Origin of the sequence: Lysinibacillus sp. RS10 (assembly GCF_041956855.1) — a bacterium.
Taxonomy (GTDB): Bacteria; Bacillota; Bacilli; order Bacillales_A; family Planococcaceae; genus Lysinibacillus; species Lysinibacillus xylanilyticus_A.
In genome coordinates this window covers 4,110,945-4,126,822 of record NZ_CP167122.1, presented here as the reverse complement: position 1 = coordinate 4,126,822, position 15,878 = coordinate 4,110,945, and the positions used below count along the sequence as shown (strand labels likewise).

Genomic DNA, 15,878 nt, shown 5'->3' with positions numbered 1-15,878 from the left:
AAATAATGTTATATAGATAAATAATCCTATCGAGTTTCAGTATCGTTGCAACAGTAGAAATTTATAACTTTATTCAGTAAGTACTCAGGATAAAGGGTACTACTGAATAAAGTTAAATGTAAAAAATGGAATGTTAATTTGAACTTACTACTTAACTAGGATAATTTCAAGCGATCGATGAGTATTTTAGCGATTCCATCGTCATTATTTGTTGTGGTAATTTCATTGGCAATATTCTTTAAAGTAGGTATACCGTTACCCATTGCAACTCCTAATCCAGCATATTCAATCATTTCTAAATCATTGTCCTCATCACCAAATGCAATGATACGTTCCCGTGGGATACCTAAATCCTTTGCTACATGAGCGATACCCACTGCTTTATTTAAGCCACGGCGAACAATCTCAATAATGTGAAATGGCGCACCCCAGCGACGATGTTCAATGACCTCTGCATGAACAGCATGTAAATGATCACGAATAATCATTGAATTCATTTCATTCGCTTGAATCAGTAAACTAGTTGGGTTGTCTAATAAATGGATATATAGATCCCCCAGAGTAATTTTTGGATTCCCCATATTAAATATATTTAATATCCTCTCATCCTCTGTATGCACGTAAATATCATCCTTAACCTCCGCAATAATATTTTCGTATTCATAGCTATTAATGGATTCGACGACATCATGCACAATACTTAAATCTATAGGTGTGTGCTTATGGTGCCAAGAAGCATTTTTAGGGTGATGCACATATGCTCCATTGAAATTTACAATGGGTGTTGTCAGGTCAAGCTCCTTGTAGTATATATCGCTTGCACGATAAGGACGACCTGTTGCAATCATCACTTGATGACCTTGTTCCTTTGCCTGCAATAATGTATTTTTAGTTTTTGTTGAAATTTGTTGTTGGTCCGTTAATAACGTACCATCTAAGTCTAAAACGATTAAATGTGGTTTCATAACTCATTGCCCCTTTCCTATAGTTTGAATAGTATCTCTTTGCCCATCATTCGTCAAAATTTTGTCACAATGGAAAAAGTTTGCTAACATTAAGTTGAGACACAAGTAGGGAGTGACAAAGATGATTGTTGAGAAAGAAATGTGGGGGAATATTCCTTTATTACATATACATACTGAAAATATGAATGAAGAAACCCCGGTAGTAATTTTCTTACATGGCTTTATGAGTGCAAAAGAACATAATTTACATTATGCATATCAATTAGTAGGTAAAGGGGTGCGTGTCCTATTACCAGATGCAAAATTACATGGTGACCGTAGTGAAGACCTATCTGAGATGCAAATGAATTTGCAATTTTGGGATATTGTTTTAAATTCTATTCATGAAGTTGAACAATTATATAATGAATTAAAGAATAAACAATTATTAGTGAATGATAAAGTTGGCATAGCTGGTACATCAATGGGTGGAATTGTGACGTCGGGCTGCTTAAAGCTTTATGATTGGATTAAAACAGCAGCAGTATTTATGGGTGCACCAGGTTTTATTAAATTAGGTGAATATCAATTACAGCAACTCGCGAATGATGGTGTTAACTGGTCAATGTCCGAAGAAGAGGTACAGCAAATAAATGAGCTTCTAGCTAAATATGATATCAGTCTAACACCAGAAAAATTTGCAGGACGGCCTGTACTATTTTGGCACGGGGAATTAGATAAAACGGTACCTTTTAAAGATACCTATCATTTTTATTTAACTTTATGCCAATACTATGAAACAAATCCGGAAGACTTGAAATTTTTAGCTAATAAAAAAGCAGGTCATGCTGTATCACGCGACGGTATGTTAGTTGCAACTGAATGGCTTGCAGAGCATTTGGCATAATAAGATGCATCTGCTATGATTAAGTTAACACTGTGATGGAAGGAGAAATACAGATGGATCAAGATATGAAAGACAGCATGTTCGGTGCATTAGAAAATGTAATTGACCCTGAGCTTGGTATTGATATCGTCAACTTAGGTTTAGTATATGATGTAGATTTAGATGAAGAAGGTGTAGCAACGGTTACTATGACACTAACTTCAATGGGCTGCCCACTTGGACCTGTTATTGTTGATCAAGTAAATACAGCATTAGGTGAGCTTCCAGAAGTAAAAAGTTCAAATGTTAATATTGTATGGAATCCACCGTGGTCAAAAGATAGAATGTCACGCTATGCAAAAATGGCATTAGGTGTACGATAAGTCCGCTTAAAGCACAACAACAAATCCCCGCTCGCAACAGTGAGCGGGGATTTGTGCTGTCGAAAAACTATTATGTCAATGAAATTAAGGTGTCATATTAAAAGTATGGCTCTTCTGCAAAACGAGAGGTTGATTTCCGTTCCGACTGGGCGCTTTCCTGGGGGCGTCCGATGAGCCGCTTCACTCGCGTTGCTCGCTCCAGGTCTCGGGGCAACAGGATGTTGGTCACGAAGGCGTTATCACAGGACGTGATGGTATTAGCCTTCGTTCCTCTATCGCTAATCCCCAAGGAGTCGCCCAGCCTCCACTCCAATCAACAACTTCTCTTAGTATGTATCTTCTGGCATGTTACTTTTAATTTATAGCTATAAAACGAAACTTCAGCAATGTTTTATGTGCGAAAGCGGAGCGTCAGCAAGATTAGGTGTACAATAGCATTACTGTTATAAGATTCTTCTGTTTGATTATGGATAAGTTTCCATAGCATTCACTTTTGAAATACAAAAATTTATAAAAGTTCTACACTATCGCTGATTGGAGTGGAAGGCTACTCGACTCCCGTGGGAAAGCGAGACAGGCGAGACCCTGAGGCCAACACGATGTTGGTCACGAAGGCATTGTCACAGGACGTGACGCACTTAGCCTTCGTTCCTTTAGTGGAGGAAGCGGCTCGACGCTCGCCCACAGGAAAGCGAGTAGCCTGGAACGGAAATCCCCCTCATTTAAATATTATAATATTCACAATGATTTCCTTGACCATTATATGAAATCCCCGCTTATAACTCATAAGCGGGGATTTTGTGTGTAGCGTATTAATCGATACGACATATTTGTAACGGACAATTTTCACAAGCAATTTCATCCTTTAAAATTTGGACGTCGTGAACTGTTATATAACCTTTTTCAAAGGAAAGAATATTTTGCTTCTTTAAATCATTGAGCATGCGATTGATCATCTCTCTACTCGTCGCACATAAATTAGCGATTTCAGTATTTGTTAACGGGAAATCAATAAAAATATTGCCATTTTCTAAAGGCTTACCATAAGTATTTGTAAGACGGATAAGCGTTGAAAATAAAGCACCTTTTTTACCGTTTAAAACTAAATCACGCAAACGACTTTGATGCTTTAAATTTTCTATTTGCAACCACTTCATATATTCCACCATTAAATTAGGTTGTTCTACTAATAAAAGTTCCAATGATTTACGGCTTAGAACATATAAACTAGAGGGTTCTAATACTTTAGCGGTCATGGAATGATACGTCAAGTTACAAAACAAAGAGCCTTCACCAATAATACTATTCGGACCACAAATTCGAATTGTTAATTCCTTCCCGTTCTCAGTTTCCTGACTAATCGAGATAGCTCCAGTTTTAATATAATATATTTCTTTCGCACGTTCGCCTTCTAAAAAAATTTTATGATCCTTATTCACTTTCGTAAAAACACCGTGCTTTTGGAAAAGATCGTGAAATTGCTCTTGTATTTTATCCATTATAACCATATCTCCAACACATCGCTTTCTTTTTGTAATAAATGGCTGTTTACTACAAAAGGATGGTGAATAATTTCGATACTAAATCTAAGAAACATACTTTTATTATAACTTAACTTTTCAGTTAGAAGTGAAGGAATTTTAGAGCTTATTCTTTGCTTAGGTTTGTCGTGTGTTGTAAAATAAAGTTAGTCAAAAAAGGTCAAACATTTTTCGTGAACAAGAATGGTAAACGGGATTCCGCTAACATTATTGAAAAGGAGTGCTAATTATGCAATTTCAACAAACAGATAATAAAAAACCATTAGAGCAATTTGGACGTAATTTAATTGAAGAAGTTAAAAACGGAAAAATGGACCCGGTTATCGGTCGTGATGAAGAAATTCGTAATGTTATTCGTATTTTAACGCGTAAAACAAAAAATAATCCTGTCTTAATCGGTGAGCCAGGCGTCGGTAAAACAGCAATTGTAGAAGGGTTAGCTCAACGTATTGTAAAAGGGGATGTACCCGAGGGATTAAAAGATTGCGTATTATACGAGCTTGATATGAGTGCTTTAATAGCAGGTGCAAGTTATCGAGGTCAATTTGAAGAACGCTTAAAAGGTGTACTTAAAGAAGTGAAGGAATCTGAAGGGCGTATCATTTTATTTATTGATGAAATTCATACAATTGTTGGTGCAGGTAAAACGGATGGTGCAATGGATGCTGGGAATATGTTAAAGCCAATGCTTGCACGAGGTGAGTTACATTGTATCGGTGCTACAACATTAGATGAATACCGTATGTATATTGAAAAAGATCCTGCTTTAGAGCGTCGTTTTCAACAAGTGCTTGTGCGTGAGCCATCTATTGAGGATACAGTTTCCATTTTGCGTGGCTTAAAAGAGCCCTTTGAGTTACATCATGCGGTACGTATTCATGACCGTGCTATCGTAGCGGCAGCGGAGCTTTCAAACCGCTATATTACAGAGCGCTTCTTGCCTGATAAAGCCATTGATTTAATCGATGAAGCATGTGCCATGATTCGAACAGAGATTGATTCTATGCCACAGGAATTGGATGCAGTAACACGCCGTATTATGCAGCTCGAAATTGAGGAACAAGCATTGCGTAAAGAAAAGGATGAGGCAAGTAAAAAGCGTCTCGAGCAATTAAGTGAGGAATTAACAAAGCTAAAAGAATCCTCAGAAGGCATGCGGAAACAATGGGAAAGCGAAAAAGCAGCATTACACGGCATTCAGAAAAAACGTGAAACGCTTAATAAATATCGTCGTGACTTAGATGAAGCAGAAAGTAAATATGATTTAAATAAAGCAGCTGAACTACGTCATGGGAAAATTCCTACTCTTGAAAAGGATATACAAGAGATGGAGAAACAATTAGAGAATGGCATAGAATCACGTATTTTACGTGAAGAGGTAACAGCTGATGAAATCGCATCTATTGTTTCACGTTGGACAGGAATACCTGTTACAAAATTAGTGGAGGGAGAGCGCGAGAAATTATTGCGCTTAAAAGATACATTGCATGAGCGAGTAGTTGGACAAGATAATGCTGTACAACTAGTCACTGAAGCAGTATGGCGCGCTCGAGCTGGTATTAAAGATCCGCATCGACCAATTGGTAGCTTTTTATTCTTAGGACCAACTGGTGTTGGTAAAACAGAGCTTGCCAAGGCATTAGCGGCACAGCTGTTTGATTCCGAGGATCATTTTATTCGCATTGATATGAGTGAATATATGGAGAAACATAGCGTATCACGTCTTGTAGGGGCACCTCCAGGTTATGTTGGTTATGAGGAAGGTGGACAATTAACGGAAGCTGTTCGCCGTAATCCATATTCAGTTGTATTACTAGATGAAATTGAAAAGGCACACCCAGATGTCGCGAATATTTTATTACAAATTTTAGATGATGGTCGCATTACTGATAGTCAAGGTCGTATGGTCAACTTTACGAACACGGTGGTTATTTTAACCTCTAACATTGGCTCAAGCTATTTGATGGAAGCAAAAGAAGACGATGGAGCAGTTGAGGATTTAGTGATGGCTGCACTGCGACAGCACTTTAAACCAGAGCTGTTAAATCGTATGGATGATATTATTATGTTCCATGCATTATCAGGTGAGCACTTTACAGCGATTGCTTGGAAATATGTCGAACAGCTTATAAAACGAGTTGCAGAGCAAGATATTACTTTACAAGTAGAACAAGATGTAATTGATTGGGTTGTCGAACAAGGAGCGGATGCTCAGTTTGGCGCAAGACCATTAAAACGCTTCGTACAACGTTATATTGAAACGGCAGTTGCAAAGGAATTGCTACGTGGTGAAGTATTACCAGGAGAAACATTGCATATTAGAATGCATGACGGTCAATGTGTTGTTGAAAAATAACAAGAAAAAACCTGTTTCGCACGATGCGGAACAGGTTTTTTCTTGTTTGAATTAATGATGATCTGCAGCTTCTGGAGTTGGCTCGTTTGGAATGACTGCACCAATAATGAAAATAAGAATTGAGAATGCAACTGATAAGATTGCACCCGTTTGGAAATCAAATGGTACGCCAAGTACAGAGCTTACTACGTAGTTTAACATTGAAACTAGTAGGAATGACCATATGAATGTTACGATATATTGCATTAATTTCACCTCAACCGAACTTTTTATCATAGTATTTTACTACATATTCATTATCATATCATAACATAAATCGAAAAAAAAAGAACCTTTTCTGTGAAACATGTCGATTTTGTCACAACGATAATCTTACTTTTTTTATTAATGCAATTTCAATAGGATCACCGAAATTAGAAGACGCTGCAAATGTTTGATGCAGGGGAGTGTCGTAGCCGAATCGAATTGAGGCAAAAAGCATTAACTTTAATTCATCCTGCCACTGATCTTCATTACAGCAATGGTATTCGGATACAGTGAGATCCTTTTGTCAAATTAATCAAGCTCTTTTCAATGTGCCAGTTTAAAGATGAGTGGTCTTTTGTTATATCTTAAGTGGTAGTTTTAAGATCTCCAGCGAAACTTTTCACTTTTAGTTCCGTAGAAATAATTGGAAATATAAAAAAGATATGGGTGGAAAGAGAATGAGAGATTTTTTAAAAGAAATTATTAAAGAAGTTAAAAGGCAACTAACAAACGAACAACCATCAATAGAGAGTATTTTAGATGGTAAAATATTCGATTGGTTCATACCTATTTTCGATTTCCTACTGTTCCCGGAAGTTTATCTTTTCTTAGCTTCTACACTAATGTGGAAAATGATTTTTTCATTATTGTTGGCAGGTATGATTATTATCATTGTTTTAGTAATTGAAAAAGTTATAGAGAAAAAGACTAGTAAAGAAAAAGTTGAAGTATTGGATGAAAAATTCGCATGGTTCATACTCGCTCCAATTTTATTTTATGCAGTAAAAGGTTTAGCGTATGGTTATTTATTATTCAAACCAATGTTGTAGTTCTAAGCGATCGCAAACCGAGGTGGCTGATTGGGTTCTTCTGTGCGTTGGTCCTTTTTAATTTGAAACCTTTTTACGTACCATTCGTATTATAACTAGACAATTCGAATTGATAGAACTGAAAAAAGGGAGAAATAAATTTTGAACTATTGAACGAAACAATTACTTTTTGTGATTTACTTGATTACCATTGCGGATGCGTATTATTCAACGTTGTTTATTGAACCAAAAACACCACCGCAACACCAGACGATTAAGGCGTCTACTATTACATTGGCACAACTACGGTAGCACACCTAACAAAAAGAAACGTACAACACGTCGTTTGAAGCCTTCTGTGCTACAACCTATTAAGCGATTTCTTCAGAGTACTAAGAGTTCCAAAGAAAACGTGATCCTTAACAACCTATTAGAGAATAGATTGGATGTAGGCCGACCAATGCGAGAGCCACCTTATATCTTTTTACGATATCGACTTTTGCGTTGTTGATTATATATGTTAGCAAGGATGGTAAAGCTGCAGATTTATGTGCAGCTTTTTTTCATTATCCGCCATTATTAAATTTTTCAGCCTCACGTTATAGTGATGAGCCAAAATTGTACATATCACTAAATCCCTTGATATTGCTAGCTTTAAGACGGTGATTTCAAATCATCTTGCACCATTCCTTCATTATGAGTTATAATTATGACCAGTTACTAATAATTGATAGTAAGAAAGCGGAGGGGTTGCTTTATGAACGCTGGTATTATAGGAATAGGCAAATACGTTCCGGAGAAGGTCGTTACAAATTTTGATTTAGAAAAAATTATGGACACTTCGGATGAATGGATTCGAACTCGTACGGGGATTGAAGAGCGTCATTTTGCTGCAGATGATCAGGAAACTTCAGATTTAGCAGTAGCTGCTGCAAAAGAGGCTATTGCAAATGCGGGTATTACACCTGAAGAAATAGGCTTAATTCTAGTAGCAACTGTAACACAAAATCAAAATTTTCCAAGTGTAGCATGTATGGTTCAGGAACAAATTGGAGCAGTTAATGCAGCTGCGATGGACCAAGCAGCTGCTTGTGCAGGATTTATATATAGTTTAGTGACAGCAAAGCAATTTGTAGAAGCAAATGCTTATAAATATGTCTTAGTAGTAGGTGTTGAAAAGCTGTCGAAGGTACTTGATTGGGAAGATCGCAATACGGCAGTGTTATTCGGTGACGGTGCAAGTGCAGCAATTGTTGGTCCAGTATCAGAAGGTAGAGGTATTTTATCATTTGAGCTTGGAGCTGATGGTACAGGTGGGAAGCATTTGTCTTTAACACAGCAGGACACAATCGCTATGAATGGCCGTGAAGTATTTAAGTTTGCAGTACGTCAAATGGGTGAATCTGCAGTAACTGTGTTAGATAAAGCAGGTTTAACAAAAGATGACGTAGATTTTTTAGTGCCGCATCAGGCGAATATTCGAATTATGGAATCAGCTCGTGAGCGTCTAGAGCTGCCACCAGAAAAAATGTCAAAAACGATTCACAAATATGGTAATACGTCAGCAGCGTCTATTGGTATTTCCTTGGTAGATGAGCTTGAAGCAGGTAAGATAAAAGATGATGATTTATTAGTACTTGTTGGATTTGGCGGTGGCTTAACATGGGGCGCCGTTGCAATGAGATGGGGAAAATAATAACTAAAAATGCTTGAGGGGAGTAAGACAATGAGTAAACGACGAGTAGTAATTACAGGGATTGGCGCAGTTACACCACTAGGAAATAGCATCGAAGAAACATGGGCTAATATTAAAGGTGGAAAATCTGGTATTGGCGAGTTAACACGTTTAAATAAAGATCAATTCGCAGCGAAAATTGCCGCTGAAGTGAAAGACTTTGATATTGAAAAGTATATCGAACGTAAAGAAGCTCGCAAAATGGATCGCTTTACACATTATGCCCTAGCAGCGTCCATCATGGCGATGGAAGATGCACAACTAACTATCGATGAAGAGCTAGCACCACGCGCAGGTGTATGGATTGGTTCGGGTATCGGTGGTATGGAAACATATGAACAACAATTTACAACATTCCAAGAACGTGGCGCAAGACGTGTTAGTCCATTCTTCATTCCAATGATGATTCCTGATATGGCTTCAGGCCAAGTATCAATTCACCTTGGTGCAAAAGGCATTAACTCTTGCTCGGTAACTGCTTGTGCTTCAGGTACAAATTCAATTGGTGATGCTTTTAAAGTAGTTGAACGTGGTGATGCAGATGTCATGATTACTGGCGGTGCTGAGTCACCAATCGTTACAATGGCAGTGGCAGGCTTCTGTGCAAATACTGCTTTATCTTTAAATACAGATCCACAAACAGCTTGCCGTCCATTCGATAAAAATCGCGATGGTTTTATTATCGGGGAGGGTGCAGGTATTGTCGTTCTAGAAGAGTATGAGCACGCAAAAGCACGTGGGGCAAAAATCTATGCAGAAGTTCTTGGCTACGGTTCAACAGGTGACGCTCACCATATTACAGCTCCAGCTCCAGAAGGAGAAGGTGCCGCACGCGCAATGTTACAAGCATTAGCTGATGGCGGAATAGAGCCTTCACAAGTTGACTATATTAATGCACATGGAACAAGTACGCCATATAATGATCTTTTTGAAACACAAGCTGTAAAAACTGCCTTTGGTGAACATGCTTATAAACTTGCAATGAGTTCTACAAAATCAATGACAGGTCATTTATTAGGTGCAGCTGGTGGTGTTGAAGCTATTTTCACAGCGCTAGCACTGAAAGAAGGCATTTTACCACCAACAATGAATTTAACAGATCCAGATCCAGAATGTGATTTAGATTATGTACCAAATGAAGCTCGTGAGGCAGATATTAAATATGCTATGAGTAACTCGCTTGGTTTTGGTGGACACAACGCTAGTCTTCTATTCAAAAAAATCGAGGAATAAATAAAATAACACTTTAAACAGTGGGGGATCTTCATCTCCCACTGTTTATTTGTCTTCACCAATCGGGGCAGAATTGACTTATAGCAGTCAAGCGATTGTACATCTTTTGTTACTGCCGCTATGTTTTCGCATATAAAGGCATTTTGCTACAGAACGGAAATCAACCCCTCATTTTGTAGAAGAGACTTACTTTATTTAATATGATGACACTTTAATTAACTGGTAAAATTTATTTCGCATTAACGGACAGTAATTTTATTGACTTAGTTTTTCAACAACATAAAAAACGTCAGCCCAATTTTTACGTGGCTGACGTCTTTTTTTATAGTTTTGTGAATAGATGATAAGTAAGAAGAAATAGAAAGGATGCCCTTAACATGTTCCGACTCTTTTTATTTTTAATATGCTACGGCCTATTGATTCTCTCATTAGGGAATCTCATATTGTATTTGAATTATCGGACACTCGGATATTCCTGGATCGTTGTTTTTAAATTCATGGTGCATACAACAGAATTTTATATGGCAATTGGATCAGCCATTGTGTTATGTGCTATTGTTTTTGATCTTGGTTTTGAAAAAACTCTAGACATAAAGGATAAAATGTGACTCTTCTCTTACTCTCTTTTTGGCCAAGCTCTTACAATCAGTTTCGCCAAAGCTACAACATTTGGAGGGATCCATTCCGTTTTCTTTTAGCGACGTGCACGACCAAGGCCCATTGCTTCTTCCATGCGTTTTAATGTAGCGCTAGCAATAGCGTTTGCCTTTTCAGCACCTTCATCTAAAATAGTATCTAATTCTGAGGATTCTACTAAAGTGTAGAACTTCTCTTGAATTGGTGTAAGGTGATCAATAACTGCTGATGCAACACCTTGCTTGAAACCACCGTAGCCAACGCCTTCGTATTTTTTAACAAGATCATCAATAGATACGCCTGAAATGGCAGACTCGATTGTTAGTAAATTAGAAACACCAGGTTTATTTTCCACATCAAATGCCACAATACCATCAGAGTCAGTAACAGCTGATTTAATTTTTTTCTCAATATCTTTCGCTGAATCTAAAAGCTTAATTGTAGCTTTTGTATTTGGATCTGATTTACTCATTTTCTTTGTTGGCTCTTGAAGTGATTTAATACGAGCTCCTGCTTTTGGTAATTGAATTTCAGGAATCGTTAATACATCACCATAACGTTTGTTGAAGCGTTCTGCAAGATCACGAGTAAGCTCAATATGCTGTTTCTGGTCATCACCAACCGGAACGATGTTTGTGTTATACAAAAGGATGTCTGCTGCCATTAATGGTGGATATGTTAAAAGAGCTGCAGAAACACTTTCTTTACCATGAGATTTATCCTTGAACTGTGTCATACGTTCAAGCTCACCAATCGATGCTACACATTGTAACATCCAGCCTGCCTGTGCATGAGCTGGTACTTCTGATTGAATAAATAATGTAGATTTTTTAGGGTCGATGCCAGTAGCAATATACGTAGCTGCTAGGTTGCGAATATTTTGACGTAATTCTTTTGGATCTTGAGCCACTGTTATTGCATGCTGATCGACGATACAATAAACAGCATCTCCTTCATCTTGTAAGGCAGGGAATTGCTTAAAAGCACCTAAATAGTTCCCTAAAGTTACAATACCCGTTGGCTGTACGCCTGAAAAAATAGTTGTCATTGTCATTTCCTCCTTGAATTTAAGTCCCTTAGACGTTTTTACATAAGTACCGAAATAAAAAACATCATGCGTCCTCATTAGTTTTTCTAATGAAGGGACGAATGATGTTTGAATCCGCGGTACCACCCAGCTTGCCTAAAACGGCCACTTTGCTTCGTAACGTGAAGGGACGAGCTTTGCTAATAGACACAAGTAAGGATACCTAGTCGTTCACAAAGCTAACTCAGAAGTCCATTCCATATGCTTACACGATCTGTTTGCAGCAACCACAGACTCTCTAAACGTGCAAATTGCATATGTACTACTCTTCGTCAGCGTTTTTATTTAATACAATAACTGTCTAGATAGCGGAGCGAATTCGCCAAAGACATTATTGATTTGTTGCAAAGAATTATATTATAAAGGCTCGGTGGATTGCAAGTGTGTAAAGTCAGACTTTTGGCGGTGTTTTTTTTCGAAAAAAGCTTATATGCTATTTTTACTGTTCTTTTGTGTTAGAAAAGCAACCAATTTTGGTAAATATACGTCTAGATTTGTACACACTGAATTGACATTATTCTCGTTTAAGATTTTTAAATGAGAACAAGAGCCATTCATTAAAGGGTGTTTAAAATGCTCTGAGAATGGGAATATTAGTAGTAACACATTAGCCATGCAATGAAGGAACTACTTTGCATGATGTGTAAATATAGACAGAATATTTAGTGATAAAGTTATTCTTTTTTTTATTGGGACTATATTCAAATACAATAGAGTACTGTATAATGGGTATGTAGATTTACATTACATTAATTCTAATTTAACACACTGGTCTATAGATAATGATTAAATGGAAAGGATGTGTCAGTATGATAGTAACTTTATTTACATCACCAAGTTGTACGTCTTGCCGAAAAGCGAAAGCATGGTTAGAGGAACATGAAATCCCATATACAGAACGTAATATATTTTCCGAACCGTTAAGCATTCGTGAAATAAAAGAAATTTTACGTATGACAGAGGATGGTACGGATGAAATTATTTCAACTCGCTCGAAGATTTTCCAAAAATTAAATGTTGATGTTGAAAGTTTACCTTTACAACGCTTATATGAATTAATTCAAGAGTATCCAGGTTTATTACGTCGTCCAATTATTTTAGATGAGAAACGACTACAGGTTGGTTACAACGAGGATGAAATTCGTCGTTTCCTACCTCGTAAGGTTCGGGCTTATCAATTACAAGAAGCACAACGTATGGTGAACTAATAACTCCGTATTCTGCATAAAATAAGTATTAGGTGTTACAAATGCAACAAGCATATTGTGACATCTATTTTTTTATGTTTTACTTATGTAAAACCATCTATATAAAGTATAATAATTAGTAGGTAAAAGTCATATATTTCCGTAAAAGTATGTTAAACTTGATTTAAATTTAATAGTTTACTACAATTTCAATAATTCAAATATCTTCTGTGAAACGGTGTATATCCTTTTCATTTTATGACAGAACAGCATACAATAGAATTAGAGGCAACTGTGGACAATTATTTTTGATTTCGGTTGCTCTATGGTTTTACTGTAGTGTGGTCAAAGGTTGAAAAACAAAATGGAGTATGAGGTTAAAAACAATGAATAATAGCATACTAATGGAACAAAACTGTTTTTCGACAAATGACAGTGAAGGGAGATGAGGTCTAGTGGACATCGAACGTGTAAACGAAAATACACTCAAGCTCTTTATTACGTACAATGATATAGAGGATCGCGGCTATAGTCGTGAAGAAATTTGGTACAATCGAGCAAAGGGTGAACAACTTTTTTGGGATATGATTGATGAAGTAAACACGGAGGATTATTTTGATGTAGAGGGTCCGATTTGGATTCATATCAATGCGTCTGAAGTAGGCTTGGAAATCATTGTCACACGTGCACATATTTTAAAAGACGGTGAATCCTTAGATGGTCAGTCACATTTTGATGAACACAAAGATATGTTTGGCCCATTCGACGACGTTGGAGAGGATCTTCTCAGTCAACTAACTCAATTTGGTGACATAGATGAGTCAGAATTATTTATGGATACAGACATTTATGTTTATAAATTTAAAGACATTGATGAGTTAATCCCTGTAGCGAAACGCATGACAGATGAATTAGTGGATTCCTCATTATTTAAATATGAAGGTTGGTACTACTTAGTAGTAGACTTTGCGAACGCAGATGATGACTTAAATCGCCACGATAGAAATGCAGTCATTAAAGAATTTTTAATACCATCGAATTTCACAATCCATCGCCTAGAGGAATATGGCGAAAAAATTATGGAGTTTAATTGCTTTGAAACAGTACGAAAATATTTTATTTAAACCAATTTTCCTCTGATTCAGAGGCATAGACTGTAAACAAACTTGATGAGATTCAAGATTGTTTACAGTCTTTTTATTTTAATATTTGTTTAGATAACAATACAATTTATGATGAAGCTCCGATACTCCTGCTGAAATAGAAGAACTCAGGCTAAGAGCTTCACATCCTATGAAAACGCCTGAGTGACCAACGTCGTGTTGTTGCCGCTGCCGCTTCGCTTTCGCGCAGATAAAACCTTGTTGCTGACGCTACGGTTAGCACTACGCTTTCGCACAGATAAAACCTTGTTGCCGCTGCCGCTACGTTGGCACTGCGCTTTCGCACAAAAACATCTGCCGCTGTCGCTACGTTAGCACTGCACTTTCGCGCAAAAAACATCTGCCGCTGCCGCTTCGCTTTCGCGCAAAAACATATGCTGGCCAAATAGCTCTGGCCGATTCCGGACGCAATTATGCCGAGGCATAATTGATAAGGTGGCATTTTTAAAATTTCAAGAAAAAGCCGTTATTTATTTGTTGCTATAAAAACACTCCTTTACAATTAGTCAAAAAGGAGATGATTTTATGCTTAGTGCTTATAACGAGCAACAGCAGCTTTTTCTCCCATATCAATATTCAAGGGAAGCTTTACAACAGTCTAGGCAACAGATGAAATTTTATTGTCCCCAATGCCTACAGCCTGTCCAATTAAAGATAGGTAAATATAATATTCCTCATTTTGCTCATATTGCTAATAATAGCTGTGTACAGTTATTTTCAGAGGGTGAATCAAAACTGCATTATCAAGGAAAAATTCAATTATTTGAATGGCTGAGAAAACTCGGGCATACAGTAAAGTTGGAGCCTTATTTACCGAAGCTTTCACAGCGACCAGATTTGCTTTTGATAAAAGAGCAACAGCAAATTGCTATCGAATTTCAATGTAGCGCAATTTCTCATGAAAAGTGGCTATTGCGTACATCTGGATATGAGAAAAATTCTATACAGCCATTGTGGCTTTTTCAAACACCTCAAAGACAATCCACACAAGGTATACAAAAGATTTTTATTTCTCCCATTATGCAAAAAATGATTACTACTACAGCGCAAGGCCTGTCTTATTTAGTGAGCTATGATGCAAAGACATCGAGATTTATTTATTGGACGAATCTTCTTCATGTTCATGGGCATACTTTTATAGGCAAAGTACAGGAATTAGCTATTCACAAGCAACATTTTCCATTTTATCAGCCTACATCAATAACGAAAGAGGAATTTCGTCTTTATTGGCAGCTTTATAAAAAGCATTGTAAGCAATTCGTGTATCAGCGATTAATACATAGTAAAAAAGGGGCGCGAGATTCATTTTTACGATGTAGTTACGAGTTACGCTTGTCTTTAACAGCTATGCCTGATTACGTAGGTGTTCCTGTGAAAGATGCGGAAGCGATTCCACTATTTTCTATTGAGTGGCAAACGATTTTACATTATTTTTGTCGAGGTTTGCAATTACTCCCCCATGAGATGGATGAGAGAGATATTCACTTGTTTTTACGCCAACAAAATGTAGAGATTACAGATCGTGCTGTACAGGCCATAAAAAACTATGGAATGGTGACAGCGAAAAGTTATCAAAAAAATGATTGTTTTCCGGATATTTGTGAGCAAGTGTACGCACATTTATTTGCAATTGCCACAATATACTGAGAAAATATGAGAGTATAGGAAAAAC

14 protein-coding genes and 1 other annotated feature are annotated in these 15,878 nt (G+C 37.1%); of the genes, 9 read left to right on the top strand and 5 right to left on the bottom strand.

The window, feature by feature from the left end; genetic code table 11:
* Positions 1-155: 155 nt before the first annotated feature.
* Positions 156-965, bottom strand: a complete 810-nt coding sequence (locus ACB089_RS20905; RefSeq protein ID WP_368636995.1) for a Cof-type HAD-IIB family hydrolase — start codon at positions 963-965, stop codon at positions 156-158.
* Positions 966-1,086: 121 nt separating this feature from the next.
* On the opposite strand from ACB089_RS20905, the gene ACB089_RS20900 reads away from it, so the two are divergent.
* Both ACB089_RS20900 and ACB089_RS20895 read left to right on the top strand, forming a co-directional pair.
* Positions 1,087-1,851, top strand: coding sequence for a prolyl oligopeptidase family serine peptidase (locus ACB089_RS20900; protein WP_374963747.1), 765 nt, complete (start codon positions 1,087-1,089; stop codon positions 1,849-1,851).
* Positions 1,852-1,904: 53 nt separating this feature from the next.
* On the top strand, positions 1,905-2,213 hold the full coding sequence (locus tag ACB089_RS20895; protein WP_374963746.1) for a metal-sulfur cluster assembly factor: 309 nt from the start codon (positions 1,905-1,907) through the stop codon (positions 2,211-2,213).
* An 812-nt stretch (positions 2,214-3,025) separates the two neighbouring features.
* Here ACB089_RS20895 and ACB089_RS20890 read toward each other — a convergent pair.
* Positions 3,026-3,712 (bottom strand): Crp/Fnr family transcriptional regulator, encoded by a 687-nt coding sequence (locus tag ACB089_RS20890; RefSeq protein ID WP_374963745.1) that lies wholly within the window; start codon positions 3,710-3,712, stop codon positions 3,026-3,028.
* Between the two features lie 271 nt (positions 3,713-3,983).
* Here ACB089_RS20890 and ACB089_RS20885 point away from each other — a divergent pair, with 271 nt between their 5' ends.
* Complete coding sequence (locus ACB089_RS20885; RefSeq protein WP_374963744.1) at positions 3,984-6,110, top strand: ATP-dependent Clp protease ATP-binding subunit; 2,127 nt, start codon at positions 3,984-3,986, stop codon at positions 6,108-6,110.
* 51 nt (positions 6,111-6,161) lie between these two features.
* Here the strand turns inward: ACB089_RS20885 and ACB089_RS20880 are convergent, their stop codons facing one another.
* Positions 6,162-6,356 carry a YjzD family protein gene (locus ACB089_RS20880; protein ID WP_068983461.1) on the bottom strand — a complete coding sequence of 65 codons (195 nt, stop codon included), beginning with the start codon at positions 6,354-6,356 and terminating at the stop codon, positions 6,162-6,164.
* A 458-nt stretch (positions 6,357-6,814) separates the two neighbouring features.
* Between ACB089_RS20880 and ACB089_RS20875 the strand changes: the two genes are divergently transcribed.
* The 3 genes from ACB089_RS20875 to fabF all read left to right on the top strand — a co-directional run bounded on the left by ACB089_RS20875 (position 6,815) and on the right by fabF (position 10,133).
* Positions 6,815-7,186 (top strand): hypothetical protein, encoded by a 372-nt coding sequence (locus tag ACB089_RS20875; protein WP_374963743.1) that lies wholly within the window; start codon positions 6,815-6,817, stop codon positions 7,184-7,186.
* A gap of 736 nt (positions 7,187-7,922) precedes the next feature.
* Complete coding sequence (locus tag ACB089_RS20870) at positions 7,923-8,861, top strand: beta-ketoacyl-ACP synthase III (RefSeq protein WP_374963742.1); 939 nt, start codon at positions 7,923-7,925, stop codon at positions 8,859-8,861.
* 30 nt (positions 8,862-8,891) lie between these two features.
* A complete protein-coding gene (gene fabF, locus ACB089_RS20865) occupies positions 8,892-10,133 on the top strand; it encodes a beta-ketoacyl-ACP synthase II (RefSeq protein ID WP_374963741.1) in 1,242 nt (413 codons plus the stop codon).
* A 694-nt stretch (positions 10,134-10,827) separates the two neighbouring features.
* Here the strand turns inward: fabF and trpS are convergent.
* The gene (gene trpS, locus ACB089_RS20860; protein ID WP_374963740.1) at positions 10,828-11,817 is read right to left on the bottom strand and encodes a tryptophan--tRNA ligase; all 990 of its coding nucleotides are present in this window, start codon (positions 11,815-11,817) and stop codon (positions 10,828-10,830) included.
* A 90-nt stretch (positions 11,818-11,907) separates the two neighbouring features.
* Positions 11,908-12,141 (bottom strand) — a binding site (T-box leader).
* A 527-nt stretch (positions 12,142-12,668) separates the two neighbouring features.
* Here trpS and spxA point away from each other — a divergent pair.
* Together spxA and mecA are read left to right on the top strand one after the other, a co-directional pair.
* Positions 12,669-13,064 carry a transcriptional regulator SpxA gene (gene spxA, locus ACB089_RS20855; RefSeq protein ID WP_068983509.1) on the top strand — a complete coding sequence of 132 codons (396 nt, stop codon included), beginning with the start codon at positions 12,669-12,671 and terminating at the stop codon, positions 13,062-13,064.
* A 434-nt stretch (positions 13,065-13,498) separates the two neighbouring features.
* Positions 13,499-14,167, top strand: coding sequence for an adaptor protein MecA (gene mecA, locus ACB089_RS20850; RefSeq protein ID WP_368636983.1), 669 nt, complete (start codon positions 13,499-13,501; stop codon positions 14,165-14,167).
* 160 nt (positions 14,168-14,327) lie between these two features.
* Here the strand turns inward: mecA and ACB089_RS20845 are convergent, their stop codons facing one another.
* Entirely contained in the window at positions 14,328-14,546 is a 219-nt protein-coding gene (locus tag ACB089_RS20845) for a hypothetical protein (protein WP_374963739.1), read from the bottom strand.
* Positions 14,547-14,731: 185 nt separating this feature from the next.
* Between ACB089_RS20845 and ACB089_RS20840 the strand changes: the two genes are divergently transcribed.
* Positions 14,732-15,853 carry a competence protein CoiA gene (locus tag ACB089_RS20840; RefSeq protein ID WP_374963738.1) on the top strand — a complete coding sequence of 374 codons (1,122 nt, stop codon included), beginning with the start codon at positions 14,732-14,734 and terminating at the stop codon, positions 15,851-15,853.
* Positions 15,854-15,878: the final 25 nt, after the last annotated feature.

Excerpts from the sequence above, each read along its gene's own strand:
- ACB089_RS20905 (WP_368636995.1), bottom strand. The coding sequence starts at position 965 with ATGAAACCACATTTAATCGTTTTAGACTTAGATGGTACGTTATTAACG.
- ACB089_RS20900 (WP_374963747.1), top strand. The coding sequence starts at position 1,087 with ATGATTGTTGAGAAAGAAATGTGGGGGAATATTCCTTTATTACATATA.
- ACB089_RS20895 (WP_374963746.1), top strand. The coding sequence starts at position 1,905 with ATGGATCAAGATATGAAAGACAGCATGTTCGGTGCATTAGAAAATGTA.
- ACB089_RS20890 (WP_374963745.1), bottom strand. The coding sequence starts at position 3,712 with ATGGATAAAATACAAGAGCAATTTCACGATCTTTTCCAAAAGCACGGT.
- ACB089_RS20885 (WP_374963744.1), top strand. The coding sequence starts at position 3,984 with ATGCAATTTCAACAAACAGATAATAAAAAACCATTAGAGCAATTTGGA.
- ACB089_RS20880 (WP_068983461.1), bottom strand. The coding sequence starts at position 6,356 with ATGCAATATATCGTAACATTCATATGGTCATTCCTACTAGTTTCAATG.
- ACB089_RS20875 (WP_374963743.1), top strand. The coding sequence starts at position 6,815 with ATGAGAGATTTTTTAAAAGAAATTATTAAAGAAGTTAAAAGGCAACTA.
- ACB089_RS20870 (WP_374963742.1), top strand. The coding sequence starts at position 7,923 with ATGAACGCTGGTATTATAGGAATAGGCAAATACGTTCCGGAGAAGGTC.
- fabF (WP_374963741.1), top strand. The coding sequence starts at position 8,892 with ATGAGTAAACGACGAGTAGTAATTACAGGGATTGGCGCAGTTACACCA.
- trpS (WP_374963740.1), bottom strand. The coding sequence starts at position 11,817 with ATGACAACTATTTTTTCAGGCGTACAGCCAACGGGTATTGTAACTTTA.
- ACB089_RS20845 (WP_374963739.1), bottom strand. The coding sequence starts at position 14,546 with ATGTTTTTTGCGCGAAAGTGCAGTGCTAACGTAGCGACAGCGGCAGAT.
- ACB089_RS20840 (WP_374963738.1), top strand. The coding sequence starts at position 14,732 with ATGCTTAGTGCTTATAACGAGCAACAGCAGCTTTTTCTCCCATATCAA.